The sequence below is a fragment of the Arthrobacter sp. B3I9 genome, assembly GCF_030816935.1.
GTDB lineage: Bacteria > Actinomycetota > Actinomycetes > Actinomycetales > Micrococcaceae > Arthrobacter.
Genome location: NZ_JAUSYO010000001.1, coordinates 1,363,636 through 1,384,588, shown reverse-complemented (window position 1 = coordinate 1,384,588; position 20,953 = coordinate 1,363,636). Strand labels below are relative to the sequence as shown.

Annotated in this window: 22 protein-coding genes and 2 tRNA genes; 17 read left to right on the top strand and 7 right to left on the bottom strand. The window is 66.2% G+C overall.

Translation table 11 applies throughout. The features are described 5' to 3' along the window. Positions 1-6 precede the first annotated feature (6 nt). Positions 7-1,017, top strand: coding sequence for a 4Fe-4S dicluster domain-containing protein (locus QFZ65_RS06580; RefSeq protein WP_306909159.1), 1,011 nt, complete (start codon positions 7-9; stop codon positions 1,015-1,017). Beyond that, entirely contained in the window at positions 1,014-2,105 is a 1,092-nt protein-coding gene (gene nrfD, locus QFZ65_RS06575; RefSeq protein ID WP_306909157.1) for an NrfD/PsrC family molybdoenzyme membrane anchor subunit, read from the top strand. The genes QFZ65_RS06580 and nrfD overlap by 4 nt, the downstream gene beginning before the upstream one ends. A 33-nt stretch (positions 2,106-2,138) precedes the next feature. Here the strand turns inward: nrfD and selD are convergent, their stop codons facing one another. Then, on the bottom strand, positions 2,139-3,140 hold the full coding sequence (gene selD, locus QFZ65_RS06570) for a selenide, water dikinase SelD (RefSeq protein ID WP_373427632.1): 1,002 nt from the start codon (positions 3,138-3,140) through the stop codon (positions 2,139-2,141). Between the two features lie 66 nt (positions 3,141-3,206). On the opposite strand from selD, the gene QFZ65_RS06565 reads away from it, so the two are divergent. From QFZ65_RS06565 to QFZ65_RS06515, 11 genes are all read left to right on the top strand, one after another. Continuing rightward, a tRNA-Sec gene (locus QFZ65_RS06565) sits at positions 3,207-3,301 on the top strand. 36 nt (positions 3,302-3,337) lie between these two features. Beyond that, the gene (gene selA, locus QFZ65_RS06560) at positions 3,338-4,669 is read left to right on the top strand and encodes an L-seryl-tRNA(Sec) selenium transferase (protein ID WP_306909153.1); all 1,332 of its coding nucleotides are present in this window, start codon (positions 3,338-3,340) and stop codon (positions 4,667-4,669) included. A 3-nt stretch (positions 4,670-4,672) separates the two neighbouring features. Then, complete coding sequence (gene selB, locus QFZ65_RS06555) at positions 4,673-6,466, top strand: selenocysteine-specific translation elongation factor (RefSeq protein ID WP_306909151.1); 1,794 nt, start codon at positions 4,673-4,675, stop codon at positions 6,464-6,466. A gap of 201 nt (positions 6,467-6,667) precedes the next feature. After that, positions 6,668-6,838, top strand: coding sequence for a CsbD family protein (locus QFZ65_RS06550; protein ID WP_306912513.1), 171 nt, complete (start codon positions 6,668-6,670; stop codon positions 6,836-6,838). Positions 6,839-7,233: 395 nt separating this feature from the next. Then, complete coding sequence (locus tag QFZ65_RS06545; RefSeq protein ID WP_306909149.1) at positions 7,234-7,590, top strand: hypothetical protein; 357 nt, start codon at positions 7,234-7,236, stop codon at positions 7,588-7,590. Between the two features lie 10 nt (positions 7,591-7,600). Next, positions 7,601-7,996, top strand: coding sequence for a hypothetical protein (locus QFZ65_RS06540; RefSeq protein WP_306909148.1), 396 nt, complete (start codon positions 7,601-7,603; stop codon positions 7,994-7,996). A gap of 5 nt (positions 7,997-8,001) precedes the next feature. Continuing rightward, on the top strand, positions 8,002-8,487 hold the full coding sequence (locus QFZ65_RS06535; RefSeq protein WP_306909147.1) for a hypothetical protein: 486 nt from the start codon (positions 8,002-8,004) through the stop codon (positions 8,485-8,487). An 857-nt stretch (positions 8,488-9,344) separates the two neighbouring features. Continuing rightward, complete coding sequence (locus QFZ65_RS06530; protein WP_306909145.1) at positions 9,345-9,758, top strand: alpha/beta hydrolase; 414 nt, start codon at positions 9,345-9,347, stop codon at positions 9,756-9,758. Between the two features lie 28 nt (positions 9,759-9,786). Beyond that, positions 9,787-11,907 (top strand): acyltransferase family protein, encoded by a 2,121-nt coding sequence (locus tag QFZ65_RS06525; protein ID WP_306909143.1) that lies wholly within the window; start codon positions 9,787-9,789, stop codon positions 11,905-11,907. 277 nt (positions 11,908-12,184) lie between these two features. Continuing rightward, entirely contained in the window at positions 12,185-12,451 is a 267-nt protein-coding gene (locus QFZ65_RS06520) for an FAD-dependent monooxygenase (protein ID WP_306909141.1), read from the top strand. A 23-nt stretch (positions 12,452-12,474) separates the two neighbouring features. Next, positions 12,475-12,918, top strand: coding sequence for a hypothetical protein (locus QFZ65_RS06515; RefSeq protein WP_306909140.1), 444 nt, complete (start codon positions 12,475-12,477; stop codon positions 12,916-12,918). Between the two features lie 853 nt (positions 12,919-13,771). Here the strand turns inward: QFZ65_RS06515 and QFZ65_RS06510 are convergent. After that, the gene (locus tag QFZ65_RS06510) at positions 13,772-14,050 is read right to left on the bottom strand and encodes a hypothetical protein (protein WP_306909138.1); all 279 of its coding nucleotides are present in this window, start codon (positions 14,048-14,050) and stop codon (positions 13,772-13,774) included. Between the two features lie 682 nt (positions 14,051-14,732). Here QFZ65_RS06510 and QFZ65_RS06505 point away from each other — a divergent pair. Then, the gene (locus tag QFZ65_RS06505) at positions 14,733-14,876 is read left to right on the top strand and encodes a hypothetical protein (RefSeq protein WP_306909136.1); all 144 of its coding nucleotides are present in this window, start codon (positions 14,733-14,735) and stop codon (positions 14,874-14,876) included. A gap of 286 nt (positions 14,877-15,162) precedes the next feature. Here QFZ65_RS06505 and QFZ65_RS06500 read toward each other — a convergent pair. The 5 genes from QFZ65_RS06500 to galU all read right to left on the bottom strand — a co-directional run bounded on the left by QFZ65_RS06500 (position 15,163) and on the right by galU (position 18,825). Then, positions 15,163-15,238: transfer RNA gene (locus QFZ65_RS06500), tRNA-Ala, on the bottom strand. A gap of 46 nt (positions 15,239-15,284) precedes the next feature. Further along, positions 15,285-16,085 (bottom strand): SDR family oxidoreductase, encoded by an 801-nt coding sequence (locus QFZ65_RS06495; RefSeq protein ID WP_306909134.1) that lies wholly within the window; start codon positions 16,083-16,085, stop codon positions 15,285-15,287. A gap of 95 nt (positions 16,086-16,180) precedes the next feature. Next, complete coding sequence (locus QFZ65_RS06490; RefSeq protein ID WP_306909132.1) at positions 16,181-17,164, bottom strand: hypothetical protein; 984 nt, start codon at positions 17,162-17,164, stop codon at positions 16,181-16,183. 111 nt (positions 17,165-17,275) lie between these two features. Continuing rightward, positions 17,276-17,902, bottom strand: a complete 627-nt coding sequence (locus QFZ65_RS06485; RefSeq protein ID WP_306909130.1) for a GNAT family N-acetyltransferase — start codon at positions 17,900-17,902, stop codon at positions 17,276-17,278. Positions 17,903-17,907: 5 nt separating this feature from the next. Next, positions 17,908-18,825 (bottom strand): UTP--glucose-1-phosphate uridylyltransferase GalU, encoded by a 918-nt coding sequence (gene galU, locus QFZ65_RS06480; protein WP_306909128.1) that lies wholly within the window; start codon positions 18,823-18,825, stop codon positions 17,908-17,910. Positions 18,826-18,935: 110 nt separating this feature from the next. On the opposite strand from galU, the gene QFZ65_RS06475 reads away from it, so the two are divergent. The 3 genes from QFZ65_RS06475 (at position 18,936) to QFZ65_RS06465 (ending at position 20,920) form a co-directional block, all read left to right on the top strand. Continuing rightward, positions 18,936-19,574 carry a 5-formyltetrahydrofolate cyclo-ligase gene (locus QFZ65_RS06475; protein WP_306909127.1) on the top strand — a complete coding sequence of 213 codons (639 nt, stop codon included), beginning with the start codon at positions 18,936-18,938 and terminating at the stop codon, positions 19,572-19,574. Positions 19,575-19,709: 135 nt separating this feature from the next. Next, entirely contained in the window at positions 19,710-19,967 is a 258-nt protein-coding gene (locus tag QFZ65_RS06470; RefSeq protein ID WP_306909125.1) for an FmdB family zinc ribbon protein, read from the top strand. Positions 19,968-20,302: 335 nt separating this feature from the next. Beyond that, positions 20,303-20,920 (top strand): Flp pilus assembly protein CpaB, encoded by a 618-nt coding sequence (locus QFZ65_RS06465; protein WP_306909122.1) that lies wholly within the window; start codon positions 20,303-20,305, stop codon positions 20,918-20,920. Positions 20,921-20,953 lie beyond the last annotated feature (33 nt).

Genomic DNA, 20,953 nt, shown 5'->3' with positions numbered 1-20,953 from the left:
GACTAGATGGGCCAGCTGGCCGGACCGACCGACCCCACCGCCGATGCGCACTGGCAGCACAGCCATCCGCGCAAGGGGTTCTTCACCGACACCTCGATCTGCATCGGCTGCAAGGCCTGTGAAGTTGCCTGCAAGGAGTGGAACCACAATCCGCAGGACGGGAATCTGGAGCTGCTCGGATCCTCCTACGACAACACCGGATCGCTGGGCGCCAGCACCTGGCGGCATGTCGCCTTCATCGAACAGGGCCAGGAACGCATCACGGAGGCACGGGAGTCCGGACGCGCCCTCGTCAACCTGGGCATGCCCCGCATTGGCCCTCCGGCGCCGGCAGCGCCTGCCACGACGACTCTTGCGGAGGCGGACACCACACCGCCGGACACGGCAGACTTCCGCTGGCTGATGTCCTCCGACGTCTGCAAGCACTGCACCCACGCCGGGTGCCTCGACGTTTGCCCGACCGGGGCGCTTTTCCGCACCGAGTTCGGCACCGTGGTGGTCCAGGACGACGTCTGCAACGGGTGCGGAACCTGCGTGGCCGGGTGCCCCTTCGGCGTGATCGAGCGCCGCAGCAATGGCACGGTGAAGGTCGCCACCAGCAGAGACGAACAGCACGCCAAGCATCCCGAGGTCCCCAACGTGGGCGTCGCCCAGAAGTGCACCCTCTGCTACGACCGGCTGGTCGCCGATGAGACGCCCGCGTGCGCCAAAGCCTGCCCGACGACGTCGATCAAGTTCGGCGACCACGACGACATGGTGGAGACGGCCCGGGAACGGGTCGCCGACCTGCACGCGCAGGGCATGACCGAGGCGCGGCTTTACGGCGCGAACGAACTCGACGGGGTCGGCGGAACCGGATCGGTCTTCCTCCTGCTCGACGAACCCGAGGTCTACGGACTTCCGCCGGACCCGCGGGTGCCCACCGCCGATCTGCCCAAGATGTACCGGCGGGCCGGGATGGCGGTGGCGGGCATGGCCGTGGCAGCGGCACTGGCTTTCCTGGGAGGACGGGAGTGAGCCTCTCCGAGTTCGACAGCTTCCGGCCCCCGGAGCCCGCCCGACGCCGCCGTGCCGGCGACAAGCGCGGCACCGGCCGCCGCCGGGACAATGGTGACGGATCCCGGGAAATGCCTATGGTTCCGGAGCCGGAATTCACCTCGTACTACGGCCGTCCGGTGGTTAAGCCGGCGCCGTGGGGCGACGACGTTGCCGCCTACCTGTTCCTTGGAGGGGTCGCAGCGGGTTCCGCTCTGCTTGGCCTAGGCGGACAGCTGACCGGACGGCCGACGCTGCGCCGGAATGCCCGCCTGAGTTCCCTGACGGCGGTGAGCCTCGGTGCTGTCGCCCTGGTGAAGGACCTGGGCAGGCCAGAGCGCTTTCTGAATATGCTGCGGACCTTCAAGGTGACTTCGCCGATGAGTGTCGGCTCGTGGATTCTCAGCGCGTTCAGCGCCGGCGCGGGCGTGTCTGCCGTGGCGGAAATCGACCGGATGAGCGGCTCGCGGTTGCCGTTGGGCCCGTTGCGGACCGTGCTGCGGGCGGTCGAGGGACCGGCCGGTATTGAGGCCGCGGTGTTCGCCGGACCGCTGGCGGCCTACACGGCGGTCCTGCTCGGCGACACAGCCACGCCGACGTGGAACGCGGCGCACGAGGAACTGCCTTTCGTTTTCGTGAGTTCGGCGGCCCTCGCCTCTGCCGGGCTCGCCATGATCACAACTCCGGTGCGCGAGGCGGGCCCCGCGCGGAACCTTGCCATGCTGGGCGTCGTGGGTGACGTGGTCGCCATGCGCGTCATGGAACACCGGATGGACCCGGTAGCAGCCGAGCCCCTGCACGAGGGCAAGGCCGGCACAATGCTGAAATGGAGTGAGCGGCTGGCAGCCGCCGGCGGCCTGGGGACGCTGCTGGGCGGGCGTAACCGGGCGGTGGCCGCGGCTTCGGGGTTGGCACTGCTGGCCGCCTCGGCCCTGACCCGGTTCGGCGTATTCGAGGCAGGCCTTTCCTCGGCCCGGGATCCGCGCTACACCATCGAACCCCAGAAGAACCGGCTGGCCGCCCGCCGCGCGGCCGGCATCACCGAAGATTCGATCACCACTGCCCGATGACCGGCCGGACCTAGTTCTGCTGGTTCAGCGGGTTCAGCGGATCTCGATGCCCTGGCCCGCGACCGTATGACCGATTACAGGATGCCCGGGCAGCTCACCGACGACGAGCAGGCCGCCCGAGGTCTGTGCATCGGCAAGTACGAGAAGATCGTCTTCGGTGACGCCCGGAGCAAGCCTTAGCTGCGGCCGAACCCAATCGAGGTTGCGCCGGGTGCCGCCGGAAACAAAGCCGTCCCGCAGCGCCTCCCGGGCGCCGTCGACGAGAGGCACTGCCTTCCGATCGATCACCGCCCCCACTCCGGAGGCGCGGCACATCTTGTACAAGTGTCCAAGGAGACCGAAGCCGGTCACGTCCGTGGCCGCACGCACTCCGGCCGCCACTGCAGCCCCGGCCGCGTCGCGGTTGAGGCGCGTCATTGTCGCGATCGCTTCGGCGAACACTTCGCCGGTCTGCTTGTGCCGGTTATTCAGCAGTCCCACGCCGATCGGCTTGGTCAGCGTGAGCGGCAGCCCGGGCTTGGCAGCGTCGTTGCGCAGCAGCCGGTCGGGTTGGGCGACGCCTGTTACCGCCATGCCGTATTTCGGTTCCGGATCGTCAATGGAGTGCCCGCCGATCACCGGGCACCCCGCCTCGGTCGCGACGCTCAGGCCGCCGCGGAGGACTTCAGTCATCAACTCCAGCGGGAGCACGCCGCGGGGCCAGCCGACGAGGTTGATCGCCATGATCGGGCGCCCGCCCATCGCGTAGATGTCCGAGAGCGCGTTGGCGGCCGCGATCCGGCCCCAGTCAAAGGCGTCGTCGACAACGGGAGTGAAGAAGTCGGCGGTGGACAGTACCGCCAGGTCGTCACGCACCAGGACCGCTGCTGCGTCGTCGCCGCTGTCGAGACCGACCAGCACGTCCGCGCCAGGCTGGCCGGTGAGGCCGCGAACAACTTCTTCGAGTTCGCCGGGCGGGATTTTGCACGCGCACCCACCACCGTGGGCATAGCCGGTGAGCCGGACAGCCCCGACGGCGTCGTCGTGGAGTTTCAGAATAGACGTCTGGGTCTCGTTCACTCCCCCAGCGTACCCCCGTGGACAATCTGCTAGATTGAACGCGGTGGCGTCCGGGTCCTGGTGGGCCCCCCGGTCTTCAAAACCGGTGAGGTTGAGTATCTCGGCCTGGCGGGTTCGATTCCCGTCCGCCTCCGCCAACCACTGGTGCGCATGCCGCGGAACGAGGAGGGACTGTGGACCAGGTCGATCCGCGCCGCCTGATTCCGCGCACCGATGATCTGCTGGCCCTGCCGGCCGTCCGCGCCGCCGGGAAGCGCCTGAGTGCACGCGTCATCCGCGAACTTGTCCGGCAGACCCAGGAACAGGCGCGGCGCGGGGAGCTCGCTCCCGGCCAGGTGGAACCCGCCCTGCTGGCCGCCGTCGCGGCGTGTACGGCGACAACCCTCCGCCCGGTGCTCAACGCAACCGGCGTCATTGTCCATACCAACCTCGGCCGCGCACCGCTTTCGGCAAGTGCGGTTGAAGCACTTGTCGCTGCCAGCGGCTACGTCGACGTGGAGCTGGATCTGGCAAGCGGCAGCCGCTCCCGCCGCGGCGCCGGTGTCCGGGCTGCCTTGCTCGCCGCCTGTCCCGCTGCCGAGGACGCGCTGGTGGTCAACAACGGGGCTGCGGCGCTGGTGCTGGCCACCACAGCCCTCGCCGCCGGCCGGGAGGTGGTGGTGAGCCGCGGGGAACTGGTTGAGATCGGTGCCGGCTTCCGGCTGCCGGACCTGATCGAATCGACGGGCGCAAGGCTGCGCGAGGTGGGCACGACCAACCGGACGCACCTGCGGGACTACGCCAGCGTCCTCGGACCGGCCACCGGTTGCGTGCTCAAGGTCCACCCGAGCAACTTCCGGGTCGATGGATTCACCTCCGCCGTTCCGCTGGGTGACCTGAGCCCGCTGACCGCGGAGCACGGGGTTGCACTGGTGGCCGACCTGGGCAGTGGACTGCTGGCGCCGGATCCGTACCTGCCCGAAGAACCGGACGTTGCCACCGCGTTGGCCAGCGGGGCCGACGTCGTCATCGCCAGCGGCGACAAACTGCTGGGCGGACCACAGGCCGGTTTGCTGCTCGGTCGCAAGGAGATCATCACCCGGTTGGCACGCCACCCGCTTGCCCGTGCCCTTCGGGCCGACAAGCTTGCCCTTGCCGCGCTGGAGGCGACGCTCGCGGGCGGATTACCGCCGGTGGTCCAGGCGTTGCACGCGGACCTGGATCAGCTGCGGAGCCGTACGGACCGGCTCGCCGAGGCGCTCCGGGTGCCGGTCGTCGCGCACGAAGGCCGGGTCGGCGGCGGCGGAGCACCCGGTGTTGCCCTGCCGGGATGGGCCCTCCAGCTCCCCGAAGCGGCCGCGGGTCCCTTGCGTACCGGCGACCCGGCCGTGCTGCCGCGCGTCCACGACGGCTCTTGCCTGATCGATCTGCGCTGCGTGCCCGAAGGGGACGATGACCGGATTCTCGACGCGATACGCCACGCGCTGGCAACCCTTGACCGCGCGGACGCAGGCAGGGCGGGCTGAACCGTGCATGTCGTCGCCACCGCCGGACATGTGGATTGCGGTAAGAGCACGCTGGTGCGTGCCCTTACCGGCATGGAGCCGGACCGCTGGGAGGAAGAGCGGCGCCGCGGACTGACCATTGACTTGGGTTACGCCTGGACCACGTTGCCGTCCGGGCAGGATGTCGCCTTCGTGGACGTACCGGGCCACGAACGCTTCCTCGGCAACATGCTTGCCGGAATCGGGCCGGCGCCCGTCGTCTGCTTCGTCGTCGCTGCCGATGAGGGCTGGCAGGCGCAGTCAAGCGATCACCGGGACGCCGTCGCTGCGCTGGGAATTGAGTACGGCGTCGTGGTCCTCAGCCGCGTCGACCGGGCGCCCGGGCGGGTCGGCGAAGTGCTCGCCCGGACCCGCAGGGAGCTGGCCGGAACGGGTCTGCAGAACGCGCCCGCCGTTGCTGTGTCTGCCACCGAGGGCACCGGCCTGGCCGAATTGCGTGCCACGCTCGGCGCCGTACTGGCCGGGGTGCCTTCGCCCACTACCACGGGGCGGCTCCGGTTGTGGGTGGACCGCTCGTTTACCATCACCGGTGCCGGAACGGTGGTGACCGGAACGCTGGGGGCGGGAACGCTCGCTCAGGGTGACCGGCTGCAGCTTCTCGGCCACGACGGTTCGCGGCCCGTCGTGGTCCGCGGCCTGCAAAGCCGCGACACGTCATACACGTCGCTGGGTCCTGTAAACCGGGTGGCGCTGAACCTGCGTGACGTTTCCGCCGCCGACGTCCGCCGCGGAGACGCGCTGCTTACTCCTGACGCGTGGCCCATCACAGGCGTTCTGGGCATCCACCGCGTCACCGGCGTGGCCTACACGGATGTGCCGGAGCAGCTCATGGTGCATGCCGGCACAGCAGCGGTGCCAGCCCGGCTGCGTCCCTTTGGTGCCGACCACGCCCGGCTAGTCCTTGACAGGCCCCTGCCGCTCGTTCTCGGGGACCGTCTGGTGCTCCGGGACCCCGGGAGCCGGGCAGTGCTGGGCGGCGCACAAGTCCTCGACGCCGATCCCCCGGCCTTGCGGCGGCGTGGCGACGGCGTCCACTGGGCGGAGCGGCTCGCAGGCCTGGACGCTTCCGGAGACGTGCTGAGTGAAGTGGCAGGCCGCGGGGCGGTGCAGGAACAACACCTGCGTCGGCTCGGGTTGCTCGGTGCGCACGACGCGGAGGCGCCCTCCGGCGTCCTCGTCTTCGGCGATTGGTGGGTGCATGCTCCGGTCTTCGAAGCCTGGCAGCAGCGGCTGCGCACGGCGCTCGAGGCACTGCATGAGCGTGATCCGTTGGCACCGGGCCTTTCCCAGGGTGCGGCGCGGGATCTGCTCAAGCTGCCCGATGAAAGGCTTCTTGCCCCCGTCGTGCGCCACGCCGGCCTGGAACAGGAGAGCGGCCACGTCCGGCTGCCCGGCAGCCATACCAACCTCGGCGCCGCGGGGCCCGCAATCGCCGAGTTGGAGCGCAGGCTTACGGCAGACGCGTTCCACGCGCCGGAAGCGGACGACTTGGCCGGGCTGGGCCTAGGCACTCGCGAACTGGCTGCCGCCGAGCGCGCCGGGCGCTTGCTGCGGTTGCGCGACGGGGTGGTGCTGCTGCCTACCGCGCCGGCCTTCGCGATGCGCGAGCTGGCCCGCTTGGAGCAACCCTTCACCACCAGCCAGGCGCGCCAGGCGCTGGGAACAACACGACGGGTGGCGGTTCCCCTTCTGGAACATCTAGACTCGCGCGGCTGGACGCGGCGCCTTGATGCCGGCCACCGCACTGTGGTGCGTTGATTCATCCCAACGAGACGTCGTGATGAAGTCCAACGTTCCGGCACGCTGACCGTAGGCCAGGCCCCTCAGTCATTCCTCCATGCAGGCAGACGGTCGGCGGCACGCAAGCAGGCCCACCGGATTTGAAATCGCAACCCTAAGCATGCTTAGGATGGGGTTATGGCCGTATCAACCGGCTGCCAAACCAGAGGAGGAAACACCATGGGACTAGGCGACAAGATTGAGAACGCTGCCGAGAAGGCTGGCGGTAAGGGCAAGGAAGCTGCGGGGAACGCCACGGGCGACGAGAGCCTGAAGGCTGAAGGTCAGACCGACCAGGCCAAAGGCGATGTGAAACAGGCCGGCGAAAAGGTCAAGGACGCCTTCAAGTAGGACTGTCCTGACTGCAGACGAAGGGCGCACCTCCAACCCGGGGTGCGCCCTTAGTTGGCCGGGTCAGGATTTTACAAGGGCTTTGCGGCATGGCCCTACGGCAGCCGAAGTCCTTTAACCGGGTGCTGACACCTGGTTAAGGTCGCTGCACACAGACAGGCGTGAGCAACTAGAACCGTGTACCGTCCGGAGTCCCCACCGGTGGCGAATTCGCCGCTGTCTCCCACGCCGAAGCCGGCATCGCCCTCGCCGATCCGGCCGCCCGCCCGGTCTACCTCGCACCGGGCGAAGACGAAAACATCAACGAACTCGCCGACGGTGAGGTCATCGAGTCCATCGACGTCCGCCGCTCCCATGTCGATGACAGCTCCTACGTCGTGTCCGCGCGGAACACCGTGAACATCCACTTCATCCGCGATCGCTACGAAGCGGACCTGGACAACCAGGACTATGAGGAAGTCCGCGTCGAATGCAGCACCTCGCTGCCGGACGCACCTCTCATCGAGGGCGCCGTCACCGGCGCGGCCCGGAACGGCACCAAGATCGTCGCCCTGCACAATGAAAGCGCCCCGGGCACCTCCGGGTCCGAATTCGTGGGCCGGCTCATCCGTGAACAGGTTGCCAACTCCGCCTGGCGTAGAGGACCGCCTCGCGGCCGTGCCGGCGCGATGCGCATGACCCCTGTCGACGTCGCTGAGCAGGTGAAGGCCCGCCATGCGCAGGCACTTGCGCGCTCAGATCCAGCCTGCTAAAACCGGTCGTATGAAAAATACCCCGGTACTTTTCGCCTCTCTTTCCCTTGTCCTCGTGGCCGCACTCACCGGTTGCTCAAGCCCGGGCGGGGGCAGCCCTGCCGCCACCTCGGCCCCCGCGGCCGCTTCGTCGACTGCTTCCTCGGCCTCCCCATTGGTTGCTTCGTCGGCCGCTACAGGCACCGCCGTGCAGACCGTCGATCCGAACACTGCGACGGCCGACGATGTGACAGCGGCACTGCGGTCGGCCGGGGTCGATAACCCCGAGAAGTGGGCCGATGAGGTCAAGGAGTATGCCCCCTACACGGCCGAGAATCTCCAGCCCAAGCTGACCGAGGAGCTCGGGAAGTACGACATCTCCCAGGATCAGCTGCGAAGGGTGCTCAGTTCCCTCAAGGTGGGTTGAGCGTGGTGAGCACCGTAGCAGCCAGCTCCGACCCGGTGAAGCTGGTCGCCCTATATCGCCGCATACTGACGTGGCTCGGCGTTGGCACCGCTCTCGGAGCCTGCGCCGAGCTCGCGATGCTGCACCACTGGCAGACCCCTGGCCAGTTCGTGCCCTGGGCGGTCCTGGGCCTCCTGCTTCTCGCCGCGGCGGCATGGCTGACTCGTCGCTCCACGACGACCGCGCGGATCCTGCAAGGGACCGCAGTGGTAGCCGCAATAGGCAGTGCGTTCGGTATTTACCAACATGTCAGCGCGAACCTGGACGCTGGTCCGCTCAGCGGGCGCTTCACCGGCAAGTGGGAGTCGATGTCGGCAATGTCGCACCTGTGGGCGGCCGCCACCGGGTCAGTTGGCGCCTCCCCGGTGCTCGCCCCGGGAATGGTCGGGCTGGCGGGCGTGCTGCTGTGGCTCAGCACTTTCCGCTGGGTTCCCGGGAATGGAGTATCCTAGGGCTGGCAGCGTGCGGGCTTCAGGATTAACACACGCCCGCCGGTTCAGCTGATTCGCGGGACAGACCCTGTCGGCCACCCAGGTGAATGACAGGTATAGTTCCTGAGACGCCGGTGGGCATGGCAGCTGAACCAGCCGGGGGCTCGACCAGGAAGAGCCTTAGGGTGTGAACTGCAACGATTCCTTGCCTCCAGCCACGCTAGAACGAATCTTTGGTTCCCCAGTCCCTCGTAACGCCGATTGTGGCCACCGCTGAGATGCGCCAGTACAGGTAAATCCTTGCCCCGTTGAACACGCCGGCAAAACCACCAATCCCCCTTGCTGGTTACGGCGCCCCGGTCGTCTTACCATCAGAACAGGCAATCTACCCCTGACAACAGGCGCTGTTGCTGACCGCTGGACCGCGCCATAGTTTGAACCGCACTAAAGAGTCACCAGCCACTAACCATTTGGCAGCCCAGGTGATAGCACGACGAAGCTTCTTGATTTGTGCAGGAGCCCTCGCGGCGCCTGCTGCCCTCTCCGCGTGTTCGGGAGTAGACATGTACCCTCCGGGAGCCCAGCGACATCCCGCTGTACTGAGCGCCAGACCCGACAGGTCCCCCGCCTCAGTGCCTCTTCCAGGGCAGCGTCTGCTCGGCCTGGAATCCGTCAGGGACACGCTGCTCTATGTGCCTCCCGGGCTTGAGGCCAGCGTGCCGGCCCCACTAATTCTTCTGCTCCACGGCGCCGGAGGGGATGCGGCAGGAGGCCTGGGCCTACTGTCAGCTTTTGCCGACGCGCACAAGATCATCATGGCGGCACCGTCATCACAGGGGCCCACTTGGGATGGCATCCGCGGCGACTTCGGACCTGACGTGCAGCTGATCGACCAGGCACTGGAGCGGATCTTCCAGCTGGCGCCCGTGGACCTGAACCGCACCGCCGTCGGCGGGTTCTCAGATGGTGCTTCGTATGCGCTGGGCTTAGGCCTGGCCAACGGGAACCTGTTTTCCAGCATCATTGCCTTTTCCCCAGGCTTTATTCCTCCCGCAACCCGGGTAGGCCAGCCCCGTGTCTTCCTTTCCCACGGAGACAGCGACAGCGTCCTGCCGATCGATCGCACCAGTCGCAGATTGGTGCCACTCCTCAGGCGGAATGGCTACGACGTTACCTACCGGGAGTTCCATGGATCCCACACTGTGCCGGCCCCCATCGCCCAGGAAGCGATCACCTGGCTTGGCTGGCAAGCAGGGGCAGGTTTCGAGGCGGGGGACTTAGATGTCGGCTGAATCGACGCTTCACCAAGAGACAAACCAGATGCCAAAGAAACACAGGCTCCGCCGTGACATCCAGGGTCTTCGCGCCGTGGCTGTCATGGCTGTGGTCGCGGACCATTTGTTCGAGTGGCCAGCGGGTGGGTTCGTTGGTGTGGACGTGTTCTTTGTTATCTCGGGGTTCCTGATCACCGGCATTCCCTTGCGCTCTCATGAGAAGCAGGGGCGCATTTCTTTCGCTGGCTTTTACCGGAAGCGGGCCCGAAGGATTCTCCCGGCAGCGGTGCTCGTCCTGGCCGTCACCCTGGCAGCAGCCTGGGCGGTGTTCCCTGCTGGCCGAGCAAAGGAGATTACCTGGGATGGATTGTTCGCGCTGGTCTTCGGAGCGAACTGGCGCTTTGTGGCGGTTGGGACGGACTACATGCAGGCCGCCGGGCCAGTGTCTCCACTGCAGCATTTCTGGTCCCTCGCCGTCGAAGAACAGTTCTATGTGGTGTGGCCGTTGATCATCGTCGGCATCCTTGGTTTGCTGGTCCACCGGCTGAAGTGGGAGGTCTCTCGGGCCCGGCGTGTCCTGACCCTGGTGATGGTGTTCATCGTCGCCGGGAGCTTCCTGATCGCTGCTGTTCAAACTGCCAACGCCCCCACCATCGCCTACTTCTCAACGACGTCCCGCGTCTGGGAGTTGGGGATCGGTGCGCTGCTGGCCCTGATGGTCCCGGCGCTCCAGCCGATACCAGGCGCGCTGAGGCCCTCACTCGGATACGTCGGGTTAGCTGGCATCACAGCCAGCCTTTTCGTCATCAGTTCCGAGACGCCGTTTCCTGCGCCTGGCGCAGCCTTACCGGCGCTGGCCGCGGCTCTCGTTATCGCTTCGGGCACCGGTGGGGACAGTCGGCTGTACCCGCTAACCAATAAGGTCACCGTCTATCTGGGCGACATCTCATACTCGATTTACCTTTGGCACTTCCCCGTCATCATCATCCGGGAAACCCTGCTTCCGCGGACCAGCGCTGCTAATGACCTCATGGTGCTCGCCGCCTTACTTGCCGTTTCAGCTCTGTCCTACCACCTCGTGGAAGATAAGGTGCGGAAATCCTCATGGCTGGAACCTGAAAAGAAGCGCCGGCTGCCATCGGGTGATCGGCTGAAGTACGTCGGGTTGGGGGTGCTTTCCCTGCTGGTTCTTGCCACCACCGTCACGGCTCTTGGCGCAACTGCGCCATCGCCTGCGGTCCCGCCAACTGTCGCAGGCAACGCTACTACTTCTACACCGGCGCCTGCCAGCGCGGGCAGCACTGCTATGCCCCGGCAGACTGGCCCCACACCGGAGGCGTTATTCGCGTTGCAGATCACAGCCGCGTTGGATGCCCAGGCATGGCCGGAGCTTCAACCGAGCATCGATTCCCTCAACGGGGCCTTGGTGCCGGAGTGGAAGGATGATGCCTGCCTCGACACCGACGACCAGAATGTTGGCCGCTGCCTCTACGGTGACCGCGCGGCAACCAAGACCGCCGTCCTGCTCGGGGACTCGGCGGCCATCAGCTGGATGCCGGGGCTGCGTGAGTCCATCGGCAAGCAGGGATGGAAGATTCAGGTCCTGACGCGGGGACAGTGCCCGGCTATCGAAGTGCCCATGACCCGCCCCACTGACCCTGGTTTTGAACAGATCTGCAGCGCTCACCAGCAGTGGGCCCTCGACAAGGTGCGCAAAATCCAGCCACAGATGGTCATCGTCTCAAGCGCGCTCAAATCGCCGAATCGAATGATCGGCGCCAAAGACAACCCCGACGTCTATGACTCCTGGCGGCAGGCCAGCATCGAAACCCTTAAAACGATTGAGGGGCTTTCGAAGGCGCAGGTGGTCCTGCTGTCGCCCGCATCATCAGGGGTGAACCTTCAGAAGTGCGCGACCAAGATCAGCAAGCCCTGGGCTTGCGTGAGTGACGGTGGCTCCTATAAGGCAGTCCTCCAGGCAGACAAGGACGCCGCAGCGGCCGTGCCCGGCGTGAAGTACGTTTCGACGTTCTCCTGGTTCTGCTCGAAGGACGGCCTCTGCCCATCCTTTGTCGGCAACACTCCCGTATTTGTCGACGGTGATCACCTCACTCCGGCGTTCTCGGCGAAACTGGCGCCGGTGCTTGGCCCGGCCTTACTCGGCTGATAGAACCGGTAGGCCCGCGGCTATGAAGGCACGGCAGAGGGGCGCCCCGCCGCACGTCAGGCCAGCACGAACTCGCACCGGAAAAAGCCACAGGCCAGAGCAATGTCCTATTGATCTATAGTTCCTGAGACTGGGCGCGCTGCCGGGAACTCCAGGGCAACGAATCTCGCTTCCCTCAGAAGACTGGCTGTATCTGAATTGCGGCGGGTGTCTCTCTCCCATCCTGTGGACCGCCGCTGGTACGCTCAGCGTGTCACCACTCCGCACGGGGCTGAGCATGAGGGAGCAGCAGGACGTCGTTGTCATCGGGGGCGGCCAGGCCGGGCTCGCGATGAGCAGCGTCCTGCAGCGGCGAGGGCGCGAGCACGTCGTCTTGGAACGCCGGCGGATCGGTGAACGCTGGCGCGCCGAAAGATGGGATTCGTTGCGGTTTCAGCGTGCACGGATCCCCGAACTGGCCCATGACGTTCCACCATCCGTTCTGCAGATCGACCCCACGCGTTACCGATCTCGCGCGCCAAATTTCCGCCTTCCACAGTCGTAACCGGGGTGAACGGCGGATACGACGTGAACGTTCGGCAACTCGCCGCGCACGGTGTCAGGGTCATAGGCAGGGTCATCGCCGCATCTGGAGCAACCCCCGCTGTCCAGGACAACGCGAACCAAGTGCTCGCTGAGGCCGATGAGGCCTACACCTCATTCTTGTCGACAGCACGGCAGTTCGTCAGCAACAACGGGATCGACGATCAGCTCGACCCTGACGAGCGGGAGGAACCGATCCCTCTCCCTGGGGTGGAAGAAGCCGACTCGCTGAACCTCGCTAGGAAAGGCATCAAAACGGTCATCTGGGCGACCGGCCATGCCTACGACTTCAACTGGATGATCGGGATCCCGGTGTTCGACGGCCACGGCAGGCCCGACCAGCAGCGCGGCGTCACTCCAGTCCGTGGGTTGTACTTCCTCGGGCTGCACCGGATGCACACCTTCAAGTCAGGCTTGTCTCAGGCGTAGGCGCGGACGCCGAATTTCTCGCCAATCATGGCCGACGTACCCAGATGAGCCGCAATCACAGTCCTGCCGGGTTTTGTCCGAAGTCTCGAAGGAGTATGCCATGTGGCCCGGTGCCGGTCGGATGAAAAAATCTCGCTGCTAGTTCAGGTTGAGACCAAACTGCCGTGCCAGTGGTACTGATGAACTGGGTGCAGCACCGACAGGATTGATATTCCGGGCCGCGAGCCTCCGAAAGCGGTTGTATTGAACGGCACCGTTGCCCACCATGGAAGCGTGGGAATGAGGGACATGCGGCACCTGCTTGCAGTTGCCCTTTGCCTGCTGTTGCCTCTGGGCGGCATGACGGGGTGCGCGTATGACGACCCCGAGCCCGAGCCTGTCCCCGAGTACACCCCAACAGCTGACCCCGCGCCCGTAACAGCGTCCCATCAGCCATACAACAACACCCAGGTCCTGGAGCAGGAAGCGGAGAATTACGCTGAGCTGGAGCGACTCCTCGGGGCATCACCGGGTCGGGTCCTCCTTTCCGATGTGGGACCACTGGACGGCCCGCTCAGGGGCTTTGGCAAATTGGAGAGGGTGCCGGCGGCCGGGCAGTACACCGTCACCGCAGCCTGTGTTGGTGCTTCCAGTGCGATGGTCTTCGTTGGGCAGGAGCATCCTGGCGCCCCCTTTCAACCGGTGGAAGTCACGCTGGATTGCACCGGTGCCACTTCGCAGGTCATTGCACTTCAGCAGGGGTACGTTTTCGCGCATCTGTTCCTGCCCGGCCCGGGCGATACTCCGTGGACAGGGGCGGTTGGCGGTGTGCGGGTGAGCGGAGGCAGGTGACCCTCCGAAAAGCCAGTGCCCGCTACTCGAGGTTCGGCTCCCCGTCGTCTACGATCTCATCGGCGGCGACCCGTTCGGCGGTGCGCCGGTACGCGGCGGCGATGTAGCACTCGAGATCATGAAGGCCTAAGCGCCAGACGGCCCGGCCACCTACCTGTATGGCGCGCAGCTCCCCGTTTGGCCGGGGCGGCGGTGATGCAACTGCCGCCCAGGTTGTGGTGGTCTCCATTCCGGGAGACTCGATCGTGGCCGGGTTGGCCAAGGTCTCCGGCCTGGCCGGGCAGGTGACAATCGATGCCACCCACACCTTTGGCGATCGTCCGTCCGGCTAAGACTCGATTGCGCGACAGGTCCAAGCGATTACCGGTGGACCCACAGCGAAGGCCTTCAACACGAACTTCGCGTCGATCTATGACGCCATCGACGCGGAGCCAATACCACCGAGTACCCTCTTCGCCGCCGATGCCGATGCTCTCAAGCTGACCGAGAACGTGATCTCGCTCTAACCGCCACGCTCGGCAGGGGTGACCTCGGACCGTTTTTCTTCCGCTTCCACCGCCCGGGCGAGGTGGCCGCCCGTTTAGGGCTCAACTCAGCCCGAGCAGCGCGATGATGACGCACGCTCTCGGTGGCTGCAGTCGGCTCCCGACCCCCGCTTTCGAGACCCTGACCCTGGAGTCCGCTGCTTCGTAAGCTTTTCGTCGCGCGAGATCTGCAGATTGTGACTCCTCGACCCCTCCCGGTCTTACGCTAGGCCCGGGTCTGATACGAGTCGTGGCGCGGTCTTCGTCCCTTTCCGCCTCCATGCACCAAGGCCAACAGACGAGCCATGCAGGCGCATAGGACTTGAAAAGCCGATCCTAAGCATGCTTATGATGCTGGCAGCCGAATCCGACCGGCTACCAGCCGAACCCGTAAACATGCGCCCATTGTAGTGGGGTTACTTCACTGGACACATGGCACGAATCAACAGGAGGGACATCGTGAGCGATCAAGAACCCGAAGAGCAGCCCACCGGCGAGCCCAAGGACCCTCAAACCAACAACCCGAGCACCAAACCTGAGGATGACACGCCTATTACGGAAGACCCCGACGGTACACCGGTTGAGAACCCTTCGGGAGGCTGAAACTTCCATATTTGCATAGCTGCTCTGGTGCCGGACAGTATCCGCCGCATGATGAATCAGTCGTTCTTTGAAAAGATCTACGTTGATGAGCGAGGCGGCCTGACTACGGATCTGGCTAACCCGTTCGCCGGGATCCATCGCGCCAGGGCTGTCCGGGAGGGGTCTGGCGGCCGCCAGGGCGAATACGCCATGGCTGGAACAGAAAGACGCCCCCGCAATGCGGGGGCGTCAGAGGCGATTTCACTGTCTGCCGTCTTTTCAACCATGGGTTCGAATAAGACATCTATGGTGGAGCTAAGGAGATTCGAACTCCTGACCTCTTCGATGCGAACGAAGCGCTCTACCAACTGAGCTATAGCCCCGAAGCAACGCCGGTCCAGAAGGAACGGCGTCGCCGGTTACCCTAGGCTACAAAGTATCTGCGCGCTTTGCCAGCCAGCCACGGAATGTCTCGGTGCCGTGTCGTTCCTCCGGGATCACGTTCAGGCCCGCGCGCAGGTATTTTCCCATGGGCCCGGGCAGCGGCAGCGGCACCAGGCGTCCGCGCGAGGCGGTTGCCTGCTTCCAGTCCAGCGCCAGTTCCGCCATGCCGGCGACCTCCGGTCCCCCGATGGTTCGGACGCGGTGACGATCGCCCGACGACGGCTCCAGTGCGGCGTCTAACAGGGCAGCAGCGACCTCGGCGGGCGAGATCGGCTGGAACCGGGCGCCCTTGACCACCGGGATCATCCGGACCTTCGAGCCTGCCGCGAAGAGTTGTGCCAGCAGCGAATGAAACTGTGTCGCCCGGAGCACCACCGTTTCGAGACCGGAGCGTTCGTAAACCTGCTCCTTCGCAGCTTTGGAACGGTAATAGCGGAACCCGCTTCGGTCGCAGTTGATGATGGACAGCACCACAGCCTTGGTCACCCCGGCATCTTGGGCTGCCGCCAGCAGCCTTGCCCCGCCGTCGGCGAAGTTTTTCAGGGACCTGCCCGACTGCCCCTCAAGGCAGTCGATCACCACATCCGCACCTACAAGCGCCGCCACCAAACCCTCGCCGGTGGTGACATCACCGCGGAAATAGTCCGCGCCGTCGGTCCTGCCGGGAGCACCGGGCGACGGCGGGCGGCGGCTGAGGGCGGCTGCGGAGACCCCGCGCGCAACCGCCTGCCGCACAACCTCTCGGCCTACCTGCCCGGTTCCGCCTGCAACGCAAATTCGTGTCATGCCCCGAGGTTACCGCGTGGTAGCGGTCCAAGGCAGTCCCTGGACGCAAAAACCCCGGGCCGCCGCAGTGGCTGCCCGGGGTTGCGAAGGAAGGTTCAGGCGCGGCGGCGCTGAAGGACGTCGTCCAGGTTGCTCAGCGCCCGCTGGCCCTTACCGACGGCTTTCGCGTCGTCGTCGGCGTCGGCAGAAACGGCAGCTGCTGCCTGGTTAGCGCCCTGCTTCAGCGACGGCTTGCCAACAGCCTTGGGCGCATCTGGCAGGTCCAGCGGCCCCGGGGCCGCACGCTCAGCTTTTGCCGCTTCGACATACGTGGGCTTGGGCACCTCCACCGGCTCCCACGGGGCGCCCTCGGAAGGTTCGGTGCCCTGGTCCAGGCGAGCCGCGAGATCGCCGGACGCAACCGCTTCCGCCAGCGCCGCTTCCCGGAGTTCCCAGGCTGCGAGTGGTTTCGGCATCGGGTCCGGGGCGGTCGTGGGAGCAACGGCCTGGGCGTCGAAGAGAGGGCTCTCACGGCGCAGCTCAGTCTCGCGTGGCGCTGATTGCTGAGCGAATTCCGCCGGGGCACTGGAGGGTGCGCTCATTGCGGCCCTGAAGGCATCGTTCACTTTGCGTCGGCGGTCGCGCACGGCAAGCCGCCGGAGCAACGCGACCGATCCGATAGCGGCGAGCAGGGTCCCGACGGGCAGCCAGCCGGAGCCGATCCCGAAGAGCCGCAGCGCGGCAGAGACGACACCCGTGATAAGGCAGAGCAAGCCGGCCAACGCAAGCCCGAGGCGCCCGTACCGGATCCGGAAAACCTGGCCGGCCTCTTCATGCCTTGGATCACTGGCAGGAGGAGTGGAGCTCAGGGCGGGGACTCTGCTGTGGGAAGTGCTCACGGGTCTCTCCTGCTGGGGCGTCATCATCATGACCTTCCCGGCTTGCGGGTCGGCTGCTGCATTGTCAACGACATCCGCCAGGTGCTCGCCCGCGGGCTGCAGCTGGTGGCGTCCGTTCCGGAGCACGTAGGGTGCGACCCAGACAATCCAGAGCGCAACAGCAATGACAAGGATCACAGAGCTGCTAAGGGGGAAGTCCACACTCAAAACGGTATGAGCAACACGGCCGGAGCGACCGCATTGCCGCCGGTGTGTCGCGAGGCAACCGGCAAATACTTGACCGAGGATCGTTGCGGCTGGTCACCGCAGGGTTCAGTGGCCGCCCGGACGGGTTTTCAGCCACCTTGCCAGGAGACCCTCAGGCACTTCCTCGGAGGTCAGCGCGAAAGTCCGGTGATCGGCCCACTGCCCGTTGATATGCAGGAAACGTGGCCGGTAGCCCTCATCGCGGAAGCCCAGCTTCTCCACCACCCGGAGGCTCGCCGAATTCTCGGGCCGGATGTTGATTTCCATCCGGTGCAGCCCGAGCGTGCCGAAGCAGTGGTCGGTGGCCAAGGCCACGGCCGTGGGGGCAATCCCGCGGCCCGCCCGCTGCTGGTCCACCCAGTAACCGAGGGTGGCCATCATGCCAGAACCCCACACGATGGAAGAGACAGTCAGTTGGCCGACAATCACCGGATCCCGGAAGCCCGGCGTCCACTCCGTGATGACGAACGGCAGGGCGGAGGCTTGCGCCGCCTGGGCCTTGAGGGAGCGGACCATCTGCCGGTAGTCGGGAAGGCCGCCGCCCGGAAGGGGGTTGGACGCCTCCCAGGGGGCGAGCCACTCACTGTTCCGGGAACGGACATCCGTCCATTCCTTGCGGTCCCGGTAACGGATCGGGCGCAGCTGGATGTCACCGCATTCCAGCGTAACCGGCCAGTTGAAGCTGCCCCCCACGGGTGTTACTTGATCAGGCTGGAGGTGAGGCTGGAGGCGAACTCGGGCAGCCATTCGCGCAGGCCGGGACCGAGGTCCTCGCTGTCGCAGGCGAGCTGCACGCAGGCCTTGAGGTAGCTGAGCTTGTCGCCAGTGTCGTAGCGGCGGCCGCGGAAGACGACGCCGTACACGCCGTAGCCTTCGCCCTCGCCGGAGGCGAGCGTCTGGAGGGCGTCCGTAAGCTGGATTTCGCCGCCGCGCCCGGGCTCTGTGCCTTCCAGAACCTCGAAGACGGCCGGGTGAAGAACATATCGGCCGATGACGGCAAGGTTGGACGGGGCGTCCTCAGCGTTGGGCTTTTCCACCAGCTGGTTGATGCGGACGTACTCTTCGCCCTGGATTTCCCGGATGTCCGCACAACCGTAGGAGCTGATCTGGGAAGGATCCACCTCGATCAGTGCAACAACAGAACCGCCGGTCTTGGCCTGAACTTCGATCATGGTGCTCAGGAGCTCGTCCCGGGCATCAATCAGGTCATCACCGAGCAGCACAGCGAACGGTTCGTAGCCCACGTGCTGCTTTGCGCGCAGGACGGCGTGGCCCAGGCCGAGGGGGTCGCCCTGGCGCACGTAGTGGATGTCACCGAGGTTGCTCGCCGCCTGGATGGATTCCAGCTTGGCCGTGTCGCCCTTGGCTTCAAGCGTGGCTTCGAGGGTGGGGACGCGGTCGAAGTGGTCCTCGAGGGCGCGCTTGTTGCGGCCGGTGATCATCAGGACGTCGCTCAAACCAACGTTGACGGCCTCTTCGACGACGTATTGGATGGCAGGCTTGTCCACGACGGGAAGCATTTCCTTCGGCATGGCCTTGGTGGCCGGAAGGAACCTGGTGCCGAGGCCCGCAGCGGGGATGACGGCCTTGCGGACGGAAGCGTTGGGTGTAGTCACCCGACTAATCTAACGGAGGTACTAAACATTCGGTAATTAGCTACGGCCGGTGTTGGGCGCGGATGCTGCCGCGACTCCGGTTGAAGCGGGAACAGGTGGAAGGCGGCGGCATGAACGCAGCAAAGGAAGAGATCCGCGCGAGCCACCGTGCCCGGCGGGCCGCGCTTGCCCCGGACGCGCTCGACGCCGCCGGTGCAGCGATAGCCCGGCACGGCCTGGCGTGGGCCAACGGACTCGCCGGCGGCCGCCCGGGAACGTTTGCGGCTTACGTGGGAGTCGGCACCGAGCCCCCCACCCTCCCCCTGCTCTTGGCCCTGCATGGCGCCGGCCACCGGGTGCTGCTGCCGGTGTGCGAACCGGGCATCAGCCTGAGCTGGGTGTACTGGACGCCGGAATCCACGCTCGTCCGCAGCCGCTTTGCCCCGATCCAGGAGCCCGTCGGCGAACACTTCGGGCCGGAGATCATGCGGTCCGCCGCCGGCATTTTTGTGCCGGCCACCGCCGTCGACTTCTCCGGCAACCGGATCGGCCAGGGCGGCGGCTATTACGACAAGTTTCTGGCGACGCTCGAATCGCTCTTCCCGGCCCCTGCCGGACCGTCCGACGACGGCGGACGGCTTCCGCCGATCCCCGCAAGCGCAGTGCTCTACGACGGCGAGGTGCTGCCCGCCGGCAGCATTCCCGTGGAGTCCTTCGACCGCCGGGTTCCGTCCGCCCTGACCCCCGGCGGGTTCGTCCGCCTGCTATAAGGCCCTGAACCGGGGGTGATAGAATTAGCACTCAGGCCCTGCGACTGCTAAGGCCGGAACCCGTCGGTTGATAGCCCGGCCTGGTCCGGACCGGGCAGCACGGGACCTCTCGTTTGTACCTGAGGAGGATTTCCAGTGCCCACGTATGCATATGCCTGCAAGGATTGCAGCCACGCCTTTGAGATCGTGCAGTCCTTCACCGACAGCTCCCTGACCTCCTGCCCTGAGTGCGAAGGCACGTTGCGCAAGAAGTTCAACAGCGTCGGCGTGGTCTTCAAGGGTTCCGGCTTCTACCGGACCGATTCCCGCGACACCAAGGGCAGCACTGTTGCGCCCGCTCCCGCGTCGACCCCGGCCGCTCCTGCTGCCCCCGCGCCTGCCGCCGCGAGCTGAGACCAACCCTGATCAGCGGGCGCCCCATACCACCGGGCCCCTGTGCTGAACTGCGGCTTTCCACATAGCCTCACCGCCACCTGCGACTCTGTGGCGCCCGGAGCTAGCGTGGCGGCATGGCCACCGTCGCATTGTTTTGTCCTCCGCGCAGGACCCTACGCGCACAACGTATAAGTGCAGTCTTCCGCGCCAGCTCCCGCCGTGCGCGGGGCCGTTCCGCTGGCCAGAGGGTCTACGGACAGAGCCCCGTGGGTCCGCCGCGGCCCCGCCGTCCGGGCGGGGTGCGGAGAAGAAGCCGCCTTACGGGCTGGCTCAACCGGAACCGGCGGCTGGCAGTGGCCCTACTGCTGTGCATTGCCGCCGGGATCACGGTCCAACAACTCACACCGGCACCGGACGATACTGTCGGCGCCCTCGCCGCGACCCGCGATCTGGCTGCCGGCAAGACCCTCGACCCGGCCGACCTGGCGCTCCTGAACGTTCCCCGCGGCCTGCTGCCCGGCGGCAGCTTCAGCGACACCACAGCGCTTCAAGGAAAACAGCTTGCCGTACCCCTGCGGCAGGGCCAGCTGATCTCGGACTCCCAGCTCCTGGGCCCCGGCCTGCTGGCCGGAAATCCTCCGGGCTCGGTAGCCGTGCCGCTCCGGATGGCGGACCCGTCCTCCATCCAGCTGGTCTCCCCCGGTCAACTGATCAACGTGGTCCTCTCCGGCGGCGACGGCTATGAGCAACCCGCGAGGTCCGAGGTGCTGGCCGCCTCCGTTCCCGTGCTGTGGACCTCAACGCAGGGCGGCAAAGGTACGCAGTGGCTTGGGGACGGGGAGACGGACGGCCTCATCGTCGTGGCGGCAGATGCGGACCAGTCCCGTCGGCTGGCCGGTTCATCCACCCAGGGGAAGCTGTTCTTCGTCCTCGTCGCCCCGGCGCCCGGCAGGCCAACGGCGCCCGGCTAGGGCGACACGTCCTGCGGCGCCCGGCTGGGCCGG

Excerpts from the sequence above, each read along its gene's own strand:
- QFZ65_RS06540 (WP_306909148.1), top strand. The coding sequence starts at position 7,601 with ATGAAAAATACCCCGGTACTTTTCGCCTCTCTTTCCCTTGTCCTCGTG.
- QFZ65_RS06520 (WP_306909141.1), top strand. The coding sequence starts at position 12,185 with ATGAGGGAGCAGCAGGACGTCGTTGTCATCGGGGGCGGCCAGGCCGGG.
- QFZ65_RS06550 (WP_306912513.1), top strand. The coding sequence starts at position 6,668 with ATGGGACTAGGCGACAAGATTGAGAACGCTGCCGAGAAGGCTGGCGGT.
- QFZ65_RS06525 (WP_306909143.1), top strand. The coding sequence starts at position 9,787 with ATGCCAAAGAAACACAGGCTCCGCCGTGACATCCAGGGTCTTCGCGCC.
- QFZ65_RS06580 (WP_306909159.1), top strand. The coding sequence starts at position 7 with ATGGGCCAGCTGGCCGGACCGACCGACCCCACCGCCGATGCGCACTGG.
- QFZ65_RS06495 (WP_306909134.1), bottom strand. The coding sequence starts at position 16,085 with ATGACACGAATTTGCGTTGCAGGCGGAACCGGGCAGGTAGGCCGAGAG.
- QFZ65_RS06475 (WP_306909127.1), top strand. The coding sequence starts at position 18,936 with ATGAACGCAGCAAAGGAAGAGATCCGCGCGAGCCACCGTGCCCGGCGG.